The 16,125-nt window shown below is 61.1% G+C and carries 12 protein-coding genes; 1 reads left to right on the top strand and 11 read right to left on the bottom strand.

Features of this window, described 5'->3' with window-relative positions:
* Positions 1 to 23 precede the first annotated feature (23 nt).
* Positions 24 to 1,931: a glycoside hydrolase family 127 protein gene (locus HDE79_RS18565; protein WP_184604239.1), complete on the bottom strand. Its 1,908-nt coding sequence runs from the start codon at positions 1,929 to 1,931 to the stop codon at positions 24 to 26.
* A gap of 242 nt (positions 1,932 to 2,173) precedes the next feature.
* On the opposite strand from HDE79_RS18565, the gene HDE79_RS18570 reads away from it, so the two are divergent.
* A complete protein-coding gene (locus tag HDE79_RS18570) occupies positions 2,174 to 2,374 on the top strand; it encodes a hypothetical protein (RefSeq protein WP_184604240.1) in 201 nt (66 codons plus the stop codon).
* Between the two features lie 4 nt (positions 2,375 to 2,378).
* On the opposite strand, the gene HDE79_RS18575 is transcribed toward HDE79_RS18570, so the two are convergent.
* The 10 genes from HDE79_RS18575 to HDE79_RS18620 all read right to left on the bottom strand — a co-directional run bounded on the left by HDE79_RS18575 (position 2,379) and on the right by HDE79_RS18620 (position 15,923).
* Positions 2,379 to 4,748 carry a twin-arginine translocation signal domain-containing protein gene (locus HDE79_RS18575; protein ID WP_184604242.1) on the bottom strand — a complete coding sequence of 790 codons (2,370 nt, stop codon included), beginning with the start codon at positions 4,746 to 4,748 and terminating at the stop codon, positions 2,379 to 2,381.
* A 296-nt stretch (positions 4,749 to 5,044) separates the two neighbouring features.
* Positions 5,045 to 6,616, bottom strand: a complete 1,572-nt coding sequence (locus HDE79_RS18580; protein ID WP_184604244.1) for an APC family permease — start codon at positions 6,614 to 6,616, stop codon at positions 5,045 to 5,047.
* A gap of 33 nt (positions 6,617 to 6,649) precedes the next feature.
* Positions 6,650 to 8,413, bottom strand: a complete 1,764-nt coding sequence (locus tag HDE79_RS18585) for a DUF885 family protein (RefSeq protein ID WP_255488511.1) — start codon at positions 8,411 to 8,413, stop codon at positions 6,650 to 6,652.
* A gap of 220 nt (positions 8,414 to 8,633) precedes the next feature.
* Entirely contained in the window at positions 8,634 to 9,860 is a 1,227-nt protein-coding gene (locus tag HDE79_RS18590) for a Xaa-Pro peptidase family protein (RefSeq protein WP_184604245.1), read from the bottom strand.
* The gene (locus HDE79_RS18595; RefSeq protein WP_184604247.1) at positions 9,857 to 11,452 is read right to left on the bottom strand and encodes an aldehyde dehydrogenase family protein; all 1,596 of its coding nucleotides are present in this window, start codon (positions 11,450 to 11,452) and stop codon (positions 9,857 to 9,859) included. Before HDE79_RS18595 ends, HDE79_RS18590 begins: the two co-directional genes overlap by 4 nt.
* Before the next feature lies 1 nt (position 11,453).
* Positions 11,454 to 12,356: a dihydrodipicolinate synthase family protein gene (locus tag HDE79_RS18600; RefSeq protein WP_184604249.1), complete on the bottom strand. Its 903-nt coding sequence runs from the start codon at positions 12,354 to 12,356 to the stop codon at positions 11,454 to 11,456.
* A 10-nt stretch (positions 12,357 to 12,366) separates the two neighbouring features.
* Positions 12,367 to 13,650, bottom strand: coding sequence for an FAD-dependent oxidoreductase (locus HDE79_RS18605; protein ID WP_184604251.1), 1,284 nt, complete (start codon positions 13,648 to 13,650; stop codon positions 12,367 to 12,369).
* The gene (locus HDE79_RS18610) at positions 13,643 to 13,891 is read right to left on the bottom strand and encodes a (2Fe-2S)-binding protein (RefSeq protein WP_184604252.1); all 249 of its coding nucleotides are present in this window, start codon (positions 13,889 to 13,891) and stop codon (positions 13,643 to 13,645) included. The genes HDE79_RS18605 and HDE79_RS18610 overlap by 8 nt, the downstream gene beginning before the upstream one ends.
* Positions 13,888 to 15,003 (bottom strand): FAD-dependent oxidoreductase, encoded by a 1,116-nt coding sequence (locus tag HDE79_RS18615; protein ID WP_221440260.1) that lies wholly within the window; start codon positions 15,001 to 15,003, stop codon positions 13,888 to 13,890. The genes HDE79_RS18610 and HDE79_RS18615 overlap by 4 nt, the downstream gene beginning before the upstream one ends.
* Positions 14,982 to 15,923: a 4-hydroxyproline epimerase gene (locus tag HDE79_RS18620; protein ID WP_184604255.1), complete on the bottom strand. Its 942-nt coding sequence runs from the start codon at positions 15,921 to 15,923 to the stop codon at positions 14,982 to 14,984. The genes HDE79_RS18615 and HDE79_RS18620 overlap by 22 nt, the downstream gene beginning before the upstream one ends.
* Positions 15,924 to 16,125: the final 202 nt, after the last annotated feature.

Genomic DNA, 16,125 nt, shown 5'->3' on the forward strand with positions numbered 1-16,125 from the left:
CGACCGAAAGGATTCTTCAATCGCTAGACATCAGCGCTCGATGCATCCTGGAATTTCCAGTAAACCGCATAGCGCTCAGCATGAATTTCATTCAGCGGCGCGACGGTCAAAGTGCCTTGACGGGTTGTTGCTTCGAAACGCAGCTCACTCGTCGAGAGCACGCGTACCCAGTTCATGTCCTGCGTCGCGCTGGCAAAAATCTCCGGCGCAGGCTGTGCCTTCGGTTCGGGATTCGGTGCAGCGTCATAGCCGCAGTACTGCATTGCGTGCGTCAGCCCTGAACTGCCTAGTCGCGCAGCGAGTACCAGTGGTCCGTAAAGCATCGCGCGCTGATCGTCATCACCGGGCAACGCTTCGCTATGAAGTTGCATCGGTAAATCGAGCTCGATGCGATCGCCGTTTCGCCATTCGCGGCGCAAAGTCAGATAGCTTCCCGCCGAAGCGAACACGCCAAGCGTTTCGCCGTTCACGCGCACGGCGGCATCCGGCCCGATCCATTCGGGGATACGCAAATGGATCGCGCGATGTGTCGGCGCTGTCAGGCCCAGCGTAAAGCGCGTCAATGGCTCGCGCGGAAATATCGTTTCCTGGCGCAGCGTCAACTGCTCCTGCGGCCAGCTCAATTCGGAGGCGATGAACAGGTTGACGTAAAGGTCCTGCCCCTCGTGAAAATAGATGCTGTCATTGAAGCGGGCAAACTCTTCGGCACCGGAACCGGTGCAGCACCAAAAGGAATCGGTGGGCGAGTTGTAGAACTTGTTGGCGCCAGGCTGCAACGGATAGTAGTAAAGCTTCATGCCATCGGCATCTTGTGTGCCAAGGCGCGCGTTGTAGAGCGTGCGCTCGTAGTAGTCGAAGGCGCGCGGGTCACCGTTCCAGGCGTAGACGTGACGAGTGAGTTTGAGCAGGTTGTAGGCCACGCAGCACTCGGCGGCGTAGAGGCCCAGCTGGCCTTTCAGATCACCGGGGCCGGTTTTCCAGAACTCATCGTTGCTGGAGCCACCGGTGGCATAGCGGCGCTGGGTGGTTACCGTTTCCCAAAAGAATTCCACGATGCGCCGATAGCGAGGGTCGCCGGTCAATTCGTAGCGGCGTGCTGCGCCGATGATCTTGGGAATCTGGGTATTGCTGTGCAGCCCTTGAAGTTCATCCCGATGTGCCGCTAGCGGATCAAAAAGAGAGACTTGATCGAAGCGATGTGCGGCATCCATATAGCGGCCGTTGCCGGTAATCGCATACAACTCGTACATCGAGTCGTTCATGCCGCCGTACTCGGTTTTCAGGATATGCGCGAGTTCGGCATCGGAGAAACCGTTGAGCCAGCGCACTGTCCAGTTTCCGATGCCGGTGGCCACGGCCAGCGCCTGCTGATTGCCGGCGTGCCGGTACATGTCGAGCATGCCGGCCTGAATCTTGTGGATGGTGTAGAACGGTGCCCAGACTTTCTGGCCGCTGCTGAGGCGATCGAAAAAGCTTTCCGGGAAGGCGCTCAGATAACCGTTGGACTGTTGGCACGCTGCCAGCAGCGAAACCAGCTCGTCGCCCCGCGCCTTGAGCACTTCATCGCCCTGGCTGGCGTAGGCGAGCGCTACCGCGGACAGATAGTGGCCGCCGCTGAAGTGGCCGCGCAATTCGCAATCGGGTTTTTCCCAGCCGCCCAGCGCTACCGCACTGGAGGGCCGTCCGGCTTGTAATTGAAAGCTTCGGGCGAGCCTGTCGACGGGCAGGCTGTGCAGATAGCGCAAATTGGCTGCTGCTGCGGTGGCGAAATCCCCATCAAGTAGCCGCACCTGGTTCAACGGAAAGTCGTGCATGCTTTGCACGGGCTTTTCGCGTGATGCTATTGCTGTCGCGGCGACGGTGGTGTTGGGGTCAGCTACATCGGGAGTGAAGGCGCGCGTCGCTGGTACGACCACAGCAGAGGCAAGCATGGCTGCGGCGCCTTTGATAAACCTCCTGCGTTGGTCGATGTTGTCGTGCATGCCACTCCCCGAATCTGCGCCGCGCCATCTCTGGTCAAGATGTAGCGCATTCATTGACTACCCTCGATAGTCAATTTCATCGTGCCGTCACACAGGCGTCGCGTCTTGTGTCATTTGGGGGAGTTGAATGCGGAATTCCGCATAGTTTTTGCGAGCGGCTGTAACGATACGCTGGAGATACGTATTTCTTGTTGGCAGAAACCGTGCGGGATATGGCCGTCTGCGATGATCGTGGCGTCTGTATGTTGTGGTCATCGAAACGAGTTATCGCCAACCCGATAGCCATGGCGACGATCTTGCTGGGAGACACGCTGTGCGGTTTTCTGAAACCGAAAAATGGAAACCGCACGCTGCTGCCGTATCAGGCATGGCGACCGGGCATGGAGAGGTGACGTGTCAGACGAAGCGGGCGCGCACCTCGATGCGCTGACCGGGCTTGCCGCGTATGCGAATGGCAGCGTCCCGGTGTTCGGCGGCATCTGAGGCAACGCCATCCAGATGCACTTCGATCAGACGTTTGCCAGCGGGCACGCGCAAGCTCAGCCACGTGTCTTTGGGGCTGCTGCCATCAGGCAGGGTCAATTCGCCTTCGATGACATTGCTACCCGTGATCTGTAACCGGAAGCTGACGTTGCCCCAGCGCGTTGGCGCGCGTTCAATGCCGACAGATTTGCCACTGGCCATCCACGTGCGGGGAATCGCTCGACCCAGATAGAGTGTTTCTCCAGCGCTGTCGTCGAACACCATGGTCCAGCGCAGCAATAGCGGAATGGTCATCTGCGCAGGTATGCAGAACAGCGGCATGCCGCCGCTGATGTCGGAGACTTCACCGGCGGTCCAGCTTCCCGGCGTATGCGCATGATGGCGATGGGCGTAGAGGAAAAGCAGGTATTCGTCGATACGCCCGAGTCGCAGCAACTGCTGCGCGTAGCCGTAGGAAATGAAACCCAGGATATCGCGACTGTCCTTGTCGACTGGGCCAATATTTGCGACGACACCGATACTGGTGGCGCCGTGGCCGCGCATGCAGTCGATCACCAGATGAGCGAGATCATCGGGTAGCACGTCGGCTTGCAGCAACTCGGCGTAGGCCCGGTGCGGCCATTGCTGTTCACTGGGATTCTCCTTGGCCAGCGATTCACGGAAGGTCAGTTTTACCCCGGGTAGCGGCCCAACATAGGGCGGCTTCAGATCATGACGAATATTGGCGCGCAGCGTGCGTACGGTCTGTTCGCGCAAGCTGTCGGCGCGCCGCTTCCATTCGTGTGCGTCCTTCGCCTCGCCAGCAACAAAGGTCGGCCACACGTTTGCCAGGTCGTGCAGTCCACGCGCAGCCATGGCGCTGTTGGCGTAGTACGGTTTCCACCAAAGCGTGGGATCGGGAAACAGGCAGGCATCGGATTCGTTCCAGCCATGGATCAGACCGTAGCCGGGATCACTGCTGGCAAGCTTCAGGCTCTCGTCGTGAAGCTCCAGCAAAATCTGCGCGGTGGCTTCGATCTTCGCCTTGTGCTTCAGAATCAGCGCGCGATCACCGGTGTAGTTGAAATAGCGCGCCAGCAGCGACAGCGTCAGGCCAAACTGCGCGGTTTCGGCGCCGCGCATGTTGATCATGCCGTCAGCCTGCACGAAGTCGCTGAAATATTCGTCCAGTACGGCGGCAGCCTGTTCGAAGCGACCCCATTCGAGGTTGGCGTAAAGCGAGCTGGTGAAGGTGTCCTGGAAGCCGTCGTATTCGTTGCCGTAGTAGTCGCGATCCACGGCGCCATATTTCGGATATGTGCCGTCGGGGCGCACTACCAGTTCGCGGGCAAACGCGTAGTGCGCCATATCGTTCCAACCTGGCGCGGGTATGGAAGCAATGCTGGTGCCGTTCAGTTCGGCCTGCCAGTAATCATGAAAACGCAGCAGGGCCGTATAGAACGTTGCCGGTTCCGGTGGCAGTCGCCGCGGTGGATAGCTGGGATAGCTGTGGCCATAGGAGACTTTGCTGATCGCGCCGTGTTCGACCAGTGCAGTGCGATGCCAGGTCTGCACCACGAATCGATCGGTAGCATCGACATCGGCAAACACCAATACGTCGTACCAGCGCCCCTCGTCGATCGGCACCACTTTATGCACGGCCGGCATCCAGCCGCCCAGCAGGCCTTCGCGGCGTCGGGCGACGCGTTTGGGATCGTGCAGTTCGGCGAATATCTGGTCGGAGTGATAAGTGCGGGTGCTCCCGGAGGTATACACCGGCATCGTGTCCGCGCATTGCCGCGTGCCAATGAAGGTCGTCCAGGGCAGGCGCCCGTAATAGTTCTCGGGGTTGAGCTGCGAGGCGACCGGCGGTGCAGCCAGGCGTACCTGCGTTTCGTCGGGCTCGCCGTGCGCGAGCAGGTAATCGGCCAGCACGTCGGCTCCGGCCAGCGCAATGTCCGCCAGTTTCATGCCGAAGTAGGGTGCGCCGTCGGCGGCAAAGGACGGTTCTGTGCGCTTGCCCAGGACGCAGGCCACATCACCACATACGAGCGTCAGCTCGCCATCGGGATGGCTGAGATCCTCGAACACCTGCCAGTCAAGGTTGGCCTGCTTGAATGAGCCCCATGCATGGTGGCCGCTCGTTGAGATACTGGCCAAAGGGATACGTATCGGTGACGGCACGGGTCTGCCAGCTGCTGCCGGCAACGGCGATGCGTCGGCGATCTGGTCGCGCCCGGAAACGCAAAGTCCGACCGCTGCGCCGGTCGCAGCGAGGCCCTGGAGAAAGCGTCGACGATCCATGGGTTCTCAATACTCCACCGAATGATGCGGAATCATTACGTTCTTCAAAAAAGGGGCCCGCGCACAGGAGAGTTCGCGCCTCCAAGAGGGGAGGTTGGAGGTATGAAAATGCGCGGTCCCAAAATTAATGATGCAACGCGAATGAGCGTTGCATCTTGTCGAATTCATTCGCGGGGCATGCGGATTTGTGCATAGGCCATGGCATGTTGCCATGGACGGCCAGATGCTGAGATCCGCGGCATCGCCAGTCGACGGCTCCGGCAGCAAACGCAGAAAGCAGGTGTCTGGCGGATTTGCTAATCGTCGTCTTCGTTGCCCAGATCCAGCTGGGAAGATGGCAGGCCGGTATAGGCACCCCAGTAATAAATGAGCAGGGCAATGAGGGTGACCGTCAGAGAGTCCCATGGGTGTCCGATGATGCCTTTTCCGCCAAATGTTCCAAGATAAGAGGCGACGATGATCAAGGCATAGAAAGCGATCAGCCACAGCGACGAATACACCTCTCTGGCAAGCAGCTTGCGGTCGGCGCGCGCGCCGAGCTTGCAAAGAATATAAATGACGAACATGCCGAGCTGCAGTCCGAGCAGCCATGACACGGTAGTCCATCCCGACCAGTAGACAATCAGCGCCGCCACGATAAATGACAGCGGACCCAGTACGGCGAAACCATGCACGAGGAAAGGACGGGGCAGTCCGGGGGCGCTTCGACGCAGTGCGGCAACCGTGATTGGTGCGACCGCATAGCTCAGCACCAGTGCGGCGGAAACGACGCTGATCAGCGCTTCCCATGAGGGGAACGGCAGTGTCCAGAAAATGGACAGTCCGAAGGTCAGCCATAGCGCCGGCCGCGGTATACCTGACTGGCTGTCAATGCGCGTAAACACTTTGAAAAATGAGCCGCTGCGCGCCCAGCCATAGATAACGCGCGGTGTGGCATTCATGTAGATATTGCCGGTGCCACTGGGCGAGATCATGGCATCGGACACCACCAGCACAGCCAGCCAGCCGATGCCCAGCGCCAGAGCGATATCGTGATACGGCAACGAGAATTCCGTGCCGATGGCACTCCAGCCGTGTGCAAGCATGGCGGTGGGGATGCTGCCGAGAAAGGTGATCTGCAGCAGCACATAAATGACGGTAGAAAGCACTACCGAGAGAATCAGCGCAATGGGAATCGTGCGCTGCGGATCACGTACTTCGCTGGCCACCGAGATAATCGGTGTGAGTCCGAGATAGGCGAAGATAATGCCGCCGGCGGAAACGGCGCCCTCCACACCGGCAAAGCCAAACGGTGCAAAGCCGTGCACCTGCATGTTGTGCGGCTGAAAGTGCGTCAGCAGCACAATGATCACCAGCAGCGGGACGATAAATTTGAAGATGCTGATGATGTTGTTCGCCTTGGCGAACGTCTTCACGCTGAAGTAGTTGAGCAGAAAGAACACCGTCAGCAGGACCAACTGCACGATCCAGCCCAGCGGGGTTGGATCGCCGGTGCCGCTCTTGCTCAGAGAGGGAAACCAGGCGGCGGCATACTGGCGACAAGCCACAGTCTCGATCGCGATCAGGCTGGAAAACGCGATCAGCGTGATGAATCCCATCAGCGAACCAAGCAAAGCCCCGTGCGAATATCCCGGATAACGCACCACGCCCCCGGCACGAGGTAACGCAGCGCCAAGCTCGCAATAGACCAGGCCGAGCAGCAGCACGGCAGCTCCACCGATAAGCCAGGACACGATGCCTGCCGGTCCGGCGATGGCGGAAACGTGGCTGGCAGAAAACAGCCAGCCAGAACCGAAGATGGCGCCAAGCCCGATAAGGGTCAGGTCGATCAAGCTGAGCTGTTTCTGAAACTTTCCCTGGCGAGGCATAGGGTCATCCGGGTGTGACGTGAGTGTCACCGGTCAGGGCGATGGCGTGGTGTAAGGCGACTTGCCGCCGTTGGCGATGAACTGGTCAATGCGTTCGTTGAGTACCGGTAGCGGCACCGAGCCGGTGGACAGCACAGCGTCGTGAAACGCGCGAATATCGAACTTCTGGCCCAGCGCCTTTTCGGCACGAGTGCGGTCGTCGCGTATGGCCATTTCACCCAGGTAATAGGACAGCGCCTGCGCCGGCCAGGCGATGTAGCGGTCCACTTCGGTTTCGATCTCGTGGTCGGCCAGCGCGGTGTTCCCGCGCAGATAATCCTGCGCCTGCTGGCGCGTCCAGTGCAGGTGATGCAAGCCGGTATCGACGACCAGACGCGCCGCTCGCCACGCCTGATAGCTGAGATAGCCGAACTGTTCGTACGGCGTGTGATAGATGCCCATCTCCTGACCGAGGTATTCACAGTAAAGCGCCCAGCCTTCACCGTAGGCCGAGATATAGCTGTAGCGGCGAAAGTCGGGAAGACCGGTCGTTTCTGCAGCGAGTGGCATCTGCAGGGCATGACCTGGCGAGGACTCGTGGAGGGTCAGGGCGGGCAGCGAATACAGTGGGCGCGAGGGCAGGTTGTAGGTATTGACCAGATAGATGCCCGGACCACCGCGACCACCCGTGTAAATCGGTGCCAGATCGGGCGGTACCGGTTCGATCGCAAAGCGACGTCGCGGCAGCCGGCCGATATAGTCGCCGACCTTCCCGTCCACCTGCTTGGCAATCCACGCCGCGTCCTTCAGCAGTTCGTCCGGGGTCTTGGCATAGAACTGCGGATCGGTACGCAGGAAATGCAGGAAGTCGGGGAAGCTGCCCTTGAAGCCGGTTTGCTTGATCGTATCGAGCATCTGCTGATGGATGATGGCCATCTGCTGCAGGCCCAGCGCGTGAATGGCGTCGGGACTCATGTCCAGCGTGGTGTATTCGAGGATTTGCGCCCGATAGAACGCTTTGCCGTCAGGTAGATCCTCGGCCGCGATATCGGTGCGCGCGTGCGGGATGTACTCCTTCTGCATGAAGGTAAGCAGCTTGGCGTAGGCAGGAATCACCTGACCGCTGATCGTTGCCAGCGCCTCGGCACGCAGCTTCGCCTGCTCGGCGGCGGGAATGGTCGCCGGCATCTGCTTGAAAGGAGTGTAGAAAAGATTCTTCTCGCCGGGCGCATCGACGATGTTGCTGATCGACTGGGTACGCCCCTGCAGAATGATTTTCGGCTGGCTGAATCCGCGTGCAAGGCCAAGCCGCATATTGGCGGTTTGTTCGCCGAAGTAGCGCGGTATGTCGCGCAGCTTGCCCAGATAATCCTCGTAGCTTTGCGCGTTGGTATACGTGGCGCGCGCGGTAAAACCCAGGTCGCTCCAGAAGCCGGAATCACTATTGAACGGCATCTGCCAGGTCTTGAAGCGCTGGTCGCTCAGCAGTACCTGGATCTGCTGCTTGTAGACGGCGTAGTTGACTTGGTCCTCGTCGGATAGCTGGCTGCGGGGAATCGCGTCGAGCGTCTTGAGCACCGTGGCCCAGTAGTTTTCGCGTATGGCCTGCGTAGCTGCATCGACCTTGGGCAGGTGGCTGGCTGCCTGGGCTGGGCCGTCCTCGTCGTCAGCGCCGGCAAATTGCAGCTGACGCCATTGCCACTCGCTGGTATAGAGGTCATGGAAGCGCTTGCCTGCATTGTCTGCCTTGCTGCCCGCATGAGCGGCATCGGACGACGGGCCGATCGGTTGCACCGATGTTTTCACCATCGCCGCCATGGCCATGTTGCTGCCCAACAGGAGTTGCAGACCGAGGCCGCAGCAGATCAATTTCAATGGCATCAAGGTATCCGGGCAGTCATGACATGGGCATTCGGCGATATGGTGTGACTTCCATGCTCGCCGCCAGGTGGCGCGGCGTATAGAAAACATTGTTTCCGCACCATGCGGAATTGAGCATAGTTGTGATGCCGAAGATAGCTGAAGGCTAGCTGCGTCATCAGGCTGCGGCAAAGGGTTCGTCGATGGCGGGCGATGGCGCGGTAAACCAGGACGCCCCGTTTTCGGTCACGTAAAAGTGATCCTCCAGCCGGATGCCGAACTCCCCGGGTACCACGATCATCGGCTCGTCGCTGCAACACATGCCAGGCGCAAGCGCGGTCTCGTTGCCACGTACCAGATACGGTGTTTCGTGGATGCTGAGTCCGCAGCCATGGCCGGTTCGATGCGGCAGGCCGGGCAGCCGATAATCCGGACCCAGACCCGCTGCCTCGAGTACCCGTCGTGCGGCGGCGTCCACCTCGCCGCAAGCCACGCCCGGCCTTACCGCCTTGAAGGCAGCGCGCTGCGCCGCCTGTTCCAGTGACCAGATCCGCGCCTGCGCCACACTGGGTCGGCCGAAGATGTAGGTGCGCGTGATGTCCGATTGATACCCTTCCACGCTGCAGCCGGTGTCGATCAACACCAGCTCGTTTTCTTTCAGCCGCTGCTCGCCGGGTATGCCGTGCGGGTAAGCGGTTGCGTGACCGAATTGCACGATGCAAAACGTCGAGCCGCCATCGGCGCCCAGCGCGCGGTGGGCGCGGTCAATGAATCGCCGGATTTCATCGGTGCTGATGCCTTCATGCATCAGCCCGGCGGCCAGTCGATGCACCTGCAAGGTCATCGCCGTGGCCTGGCTCATCAGGGCCAGTTCGGCTGCCGATTTCTGCATACGACAGCCATCCACGACCCGGCTGCCGTCAACCACCTCGCAACCACCGATGACAGCACGCAACCGCTCGTAAATCAAAAACGGTGCCGCGGGATCCAGCGCCAGTCGGCGAACACCATGCGCAGCGAGAAGGTCCGCCACACATTGCTGGGGATCGTCGTGTTCCTCCCATAGCCGTGTCTGTGCCGGAATCTTCAACGCGTGTTGCAACGAACCCTCCTCGAACGCGGGGCACAGTACAAACGGATCGCCTTTCAGGGTCAGCAGCATGGCAACCAGGCGTTCGCTTGCACCCCATGGTATGCCGGTGAAGTAACGCAGTGAATGACCGGCGGTAATCAGCAACGCCTCATCACCATGCAGGCGCATCAATCGCCGCGCCTGCTCCAGGCGACGTTGATATTCCTCCGCGTCAATGGGAGCCGCCCGCTGTGTCCAGGGACTGAGTGTGGCCTCAGCCTCATCGAGCGTGAGGCCACCAATCTGTCGACTCGCAGGCAGCACCGCGCTCATGCGTGGTCACCGACATCGCGCTCGGTCCAGAGGCCGTCAACCCGACGCTGAACACCTGCCACATTGCGGTCGCGCAGTTCGATCGGCAACAGCGCATCGGGGACGTTGTCGTAGCTGTGCAGGGCGGTGAAACGATGAATCGCCGCCGGCATGCCCACCGAGGTAAAGCCCGGGTGGCTGGTACTGGGGTACGGGCCACCGTGATTCATCGCGGGACTGACCGCCACGCCGGTCGGCATCTTGTTGGCAATCAACCGACCGACCTTGCCTCGCAGAACAGGCGCGATGGCTGACCAGGCAAGGTCATCACTGCCGTTCGCGGCGCGGTAGAGCGTACCTGTGAGGTTACCTTCAAAAGCGCCGGCGACGCTCGCCATGACGCTGCTGTCGGCAGCACGTACGAGCAGGCTGACCGGCCCAAAGGCCTCGGTCTGCAATGCATCGGCGTGCGCGATAAATACGTTTGCATCAACACTGAGCAGAGTCGGTTGATGACGATAACCGTCGCCATCGCCGATGTTTCCACCGGCCAGCAGTTCAGCGCCTGCTGCCAGCAGCACAGCAACCGCGCGACTGAGTGACTCCTGCACACCGCGGGAAAACAGCGGTCTGGGCGTGGCGGTGGCGAAGTGCGCCGTTGCAGCGGCAACAAACGCATCACCATCACTCTGCGCTGGCACCACCACGACGCCGGGGTTGGTGCAGAACTGGCCGCTGCCCATCACGCATGAGGCGAAGAATTCCTGCGCCAGCGCTTCGCCGCGTTCGGCCAGCACGCCGGGTAGCAGGAACACTGGATTGATGCTGGAGAGCTCGGCATAGACCGGTATCCCGGCCTTGTCAGCAGCAGCTTTCAGCGCCAATCCGCCAGCGCGGCTGCCGGTAAAGCCGATTGCGCCCAGTCGTGCATCGCCGGCCAGCGTCAAGCCGAGTGCGTTGTCGAAGTGATAGAGCATCTGCACGGCCGCCGCAGGCAGGCCGCTATCGACCAGCGCCATGTGTGCCAGCTGGGCCAACCGCTGACTCGTTGCTGGATGGGAAGGATGTGCCTTGGCGATTACCGGATTGCGCGCGGCGATGGCTGAGGCGAAATCGCTGCCTGCGATGGCGTTGAAGGCGAACGGAAAATTGTTGGGGCCGAAAATCAGCACCGGTTTGCCGAGCGGCGCGCGGTGCGCACGCAGCCCGGCCTGGGTATCGATGACCGGATCCGTCCAACCGTAATGACGCACTGCGCTGGCCGCCTGACGAAGCTGGCCGCTGGCGCGCGGCAATTCCACCGAGCGCAGTCGTGGTTCGACCGGCAGGGCAGTTTCGGCATGTGCCAGTGCGACCAGCGTGTCGGCGTCGGCGTCGATCGCTGCCGCGTAGGCATCGAGGAAGTCGGCAATGCGATCAGCGGGTGACGCAGCGAGTTCATCAGCAACGGCGAGCGCTGATGCGATGGCCGATTCGATATCTTCCGCACCGCTGACGGGAAAGCTCGGCCCGATGGCTGTGGCGCGCGTTGGATCTTCGGCCCGGAAACTGCCCTGCGGATCGAGCGATGCGCGCCAGCGACCGCCGATCAGCACATTTTCCGATGCACTCATTTCAAAGGCTCGGCTTGGTGGCAATGGCGTGATTGATCACCTTGAGTGCCGCCTCGCGCTCGGCGCCGGCGACGGGCAGGCGCGGTGCGCGTACCGTTTCGCTGCCGGTTCCGGTTTTCTCCTGCACCAGTTTGATCAGCTGAACAAAAGTCGGCACCGTGTCCAGACGCAGCAGTGGCAAAAACCACGCATATAGCGACTCGGCGGCCTTTGCACCGCCGCTTTGGGCCAGTTCGAACAGCTTCACCGACTCAAAGGGATACGCATTGACCAGGCCGGCCACCCAGCCAACCGCACCCATGCTGACACCCTCGACAATCGCGTCATCCATGCCGACCAGCAGCTGCAGTCGATCGCCCAGCAGCGAACGGATGGCGGCAAAACGTCGTACGTCACCGGACGATTCCTTCACTGCCTGCAGGTTCGGAAATTCAGCAGCCAGTTCGGCCATTTGCGCCGGCGTGAAGTCGGTCTTGTAGGCGACCGGATTGTTGTAAAGCATGCAGGGCAGATCGGTGGCGCCGATCACGGCTTTTACGTGCGCACCCATCTCGCGCCAATCGTTGGAGTACACGTACGGCGGCAGCACCATCAATCCGCCGCAGCCGAGGGCCTTGGCTTCCTTGGCCAGCTTGACGGCTTCGTCGGTGGACAGCGAAGCGATGCCGGGAATCACCGGCGCGCGGCCAGCGAGCACCTTGACCAGCGTTTTCAGGATAGCCAGCTTCTCTTCAAAGCTCAGCGTGGCTGCCTCGCCCAGCGAGCCCAGTGGCACAATGCCTTTACAGCCTGCGTCGATCAGCTGTCGGGCATGGCTGGCCAGGAACGCGTGGTCGATCGTGCCGTCAGCGTGGAAGGGGGTGGTGATGGCGGGCAGTACGCCGTGCCAGAGGGAATTGCTCATGGGTAAATCCTCAAGGTTTATTGATGGAAGAAAAATTTGTGCCGGCCAAGGTAGACAGCCGGGCAGGGAAAAGCGGCGGTCGTTGTCCGCTGCGTGGAAAACGTCCGAGCTCAGCCAGCGCACCGCCACAGATACGGCCCTGGCAGGCGCCCATGCCGCAGCGGGTGGCGAGCTTGGCGCTGCGCGCATCCGTATAGCCATCCAAAGCAGAGAGTGAAACGTCCTCGCAACGACAGACAAGGGTGTCCGGTTGTGCCAGGGCATGCACTCTTGGATCGAGTGCAAAGCACTGGTTCAGGGCGTCGGCAAAATGGCGGGCGTGCTGTCGTGACTGAAGCAGGCGATCGGCATCGGCCGTCTTGCCAGCTGCCGCATGCCCGGCGATGGCACCCTCGATGCGTGCCGTGTCGCGTCCACCGATGCCGCACAACTCACCGGCCGCATAAATGCCCTCGACGCTGGTGCGCTGGTATCGATCGGTATCGACATAGGCATGGGCACCTTGCAGTTGCAGGGTGCAGCCGAGCGACTGAGCGAGTTCTACATTCGCCAGCAAGCCGTAGCCGACCGCGAGCTGATCGCAGGCAATATGTTCGATTCCGCGTGGGCCATCCACATCGACAGCATGCAGTTCGGTTTCGCCGTGAGCGCGACGTACGACGCTGCCACAGCGATAGGGCACACCGGCAAGCTGGGCTCGTAAACCCATGGCTTGAACTGCCTTGGCCGGCCAGCGCCACAGGCTTCGTGCAAAGCGCTGGATATTTTCAGTGGAGGATTGTTCGTAGATGCCGAGTACGTGGGCGCCATGCCGTTTTGCCGTCGCCGCGGCCGCCAGCAAAAGCGGGCCGCTGCCGGCGATTACGACGCGTCGTCCGGCCAGCGGCCAGCCTTGCTTGGCCAGCGCCTGCAATCCACCGGCACCGGTTATTCCAGGCAGCGTCCAGCCGGGAAACGGCAACAACAATTCACGTGCGCCAGTCGCCAAAACGAGAGCCCGATAGTGCAGTCGCCGCGCACGTTGGAGATCTTCCACCAGCAAACCACCATCTTCGACGGTCACCACGCACGTCTGCGCCAGCCAATCGATCGCAGGATGATCGAGCGTCCTGCCGATGCTTCGCCGAGCCAGCGCAGGCGAAGCATGCTGCACATCCTGACGCCAGACCTGGCCACCGGCGGTCATCTGTTCATCGATCAGGCCCACGCGTGCACCATGACTGGCAGCAGCATGCGCGGCAGCAAGACCCGCGGGTCCGGCACCGACGACCAGCACGTCATAGCGATCAGTCATCGCACGATACCTGCATGCCTTCGCGTACCGGCACCATGCATGCACGCCGCTGGCCAATACCATCAATCGCGACGCGACATTCGAAGCACACGCCCATGCCGCAGAACGCAGCGCGCGGTTGTCCCGTCGTCGATCGGCGAAAAATCAACGAGTGTTGAGCGATGGCCGCGGCCACGCTGGTGCCAGCTCGTGCCTCGACCGTACAGCCGTTGATCTGGAGACGTATCAGCGGCGCATTCATGCAGCCACCCGCATGGGGTCATACGGACGTGGGTCGATCGCTGTGACGTGTCCGAGCAGCTGATCGATCACCACGCGCGCGCTGCCCAGCGAAGTGGTGACACCGAGGCCTTCGTGGCCGGCTGCTACCCATACGTTGGCGTGTTGCGGAGCTCTTCCCAGGTAAGGCAGGCCGTCCACACTGACTGGACGAAAACCGGTCCAGATGCGAATGGCATCAAGTTCGCTCAAACCGGGAAGGAACTGGAGAGTGCGCGCCAGCATGCGTCGCACCATCGTCATCGAGATATCCGCGGTCTCGCTGCCGTACTCACGGGATGATCCAATAAGAATCTGCCCGGTCGGCCGTGGTTGCACATTGAAGGCCACGCTGCTGTCGTCGCTGCCGTGCGCGCTGTCGGCATAACCCAGTTCAAGCAGCTGGTGATGCACGAGACCAGGATGGCGATCGGTGATCACCAAGTGACCCTTGCGGCTGCGCATCGGCAACTGCGGCAGTAGCTGCGGCAGTGCGCAGCCGGTGGCTATCAACACGTTGCCGCTGAGCTGTGTGTTATCGGTCAGACGCACGCCGCCGCTGTTCAATTGATGAGCGCGCTGGCGGTAAAGTTGGGCGCCGCGTGCCATCGCCTGACCGATAAGGTATTGCGCCACACCGGGTGGATACACCACCGATTCACCCGGCACCCGCATGCCGCCCGCGAGGCCCGCGGCGAGCGCAGGCTCCAGCCGATAGAGTTGCTCGGCGTCGACTTGTTCGGCCTGCACACCCGCAGCGGCCAGGCGTGCCAGTTTGTCCGGAATGCGCGCGTAGTCAGCCTGATTACTGGCAACCCACAACGTACCGCAGCGGCTGTACTCGGCCTGCGGCAGATCGACGAAGGCTTCCCATAGACCCAGTGAATAATGTGCCAGTGCCAGTTCGGCCGGGTCATCGTCCATCGCGACCAGATGGCCCATGGCGGCGGCGGTTGCACCACCACCGATCGGACCCGGTTCAACGATCGCCACGCGCAGGCCTTCGGCGCTGGCGTAGTCGGCACAGGCAGCGCCGACGATACCTGCACCGACGATGATCAGGTCATGACTTTTCACGTAGCGCCGATGCCCCAGACCAGCGGATCGGCCTCGTCGAGCAACAGCTGGCCTTGTGCGGTGACGTGCGCACTGCCGGTAATCCTTGGCAGCACACCCTGCGAGCCAGGGGTGTACTGCGCTTCAAAGACACTGCCCAGGATGCCGGCTTGACGCCAGACGCGTCCCGGCTCCAGCTTGCCGTCGGCGGCCAGACAAGCCACCTTGGCGCTGGTGCCGGTGCCGCATGGCGAACGGTCGTAAGCCATGCCCGGGCACAGCACAAAATTGCTTGCATCGGCATCGTCCTGTGCGGACGCCGCATTGATCTCGATGTGGTCGATCTCGGCGCCGAGCGCACCGGTGATACCGGCTTGCTCGAGTGCGTCGCGAACCGCTTCGGTATAGGTGGTCAATCCACGCTGATGGGCCAGCGTCAACGGCAACGGCGTGTCATTGGTGATGAAAAACCAGTTACCGCCCCAGGCGACGTCGCCACGGACAATGCCATAACCGGGTACGTCCAGCGCGACGTCCTTGGCATGACGATAGCTTTCGACATTGTCGACAGCCACGCGCCCATCCGGATACAACTCCACGCCCACCATGCCTACCGGTGTTTCGAGCAGATGCTTTCCGGGAGTGATGCGCTCCAGATGACGAAGTGTCTGGATCAGACCGATCGTACCGTGGCCGCACATGCCCAGGTAGCCGACGTTATTGAAAAAGATGACGCCGGCACAGGCGCTGGGATCCTGGGGAGGCAGCAACAAGGCGCCCACCATGGTGTCCGAACCGCGGGGTTCGCAAGCGATCGCCTGGCGCCATAAATCGTAGTTTTCGCGAAACAGGCTGCGTCGCTCGGCCAAAGGGCCGTTGCCAAGATCAGGAAAGCCGGCAATCACTACACGAGTGGGTTCGCCGCCGGTGTGCGAGTCAATGAATTCGATGGTCTGCATGTCGCCATGCTCGCCTTCGGGAGCATAGGGCGTCTAGAAAGCCTTGTTGGTATTGAGTGCGGAATTCAGCATAGTCTTGATGTCGCCAGCGTGGTCAGCGATAAGCGAAAAAGCTTGCGGTTTGTCGTGTAAAACCATCTATTATGGGGCGTGACAGGATCCGGCCCCATGGCGTATTCCTCTTGGCCTGGTTGTGGAGCGC

This window comes from Rhodanobacter sp. MP1X3 (assembly GCF_014207165.1).
Taxonomy (GTDB): domain Bacteria; phylum Pseudomonadota; class Gammaproteobacteria; order Xanthomonadales; family Rhodanobacteraceae; genus Rhodanobacter.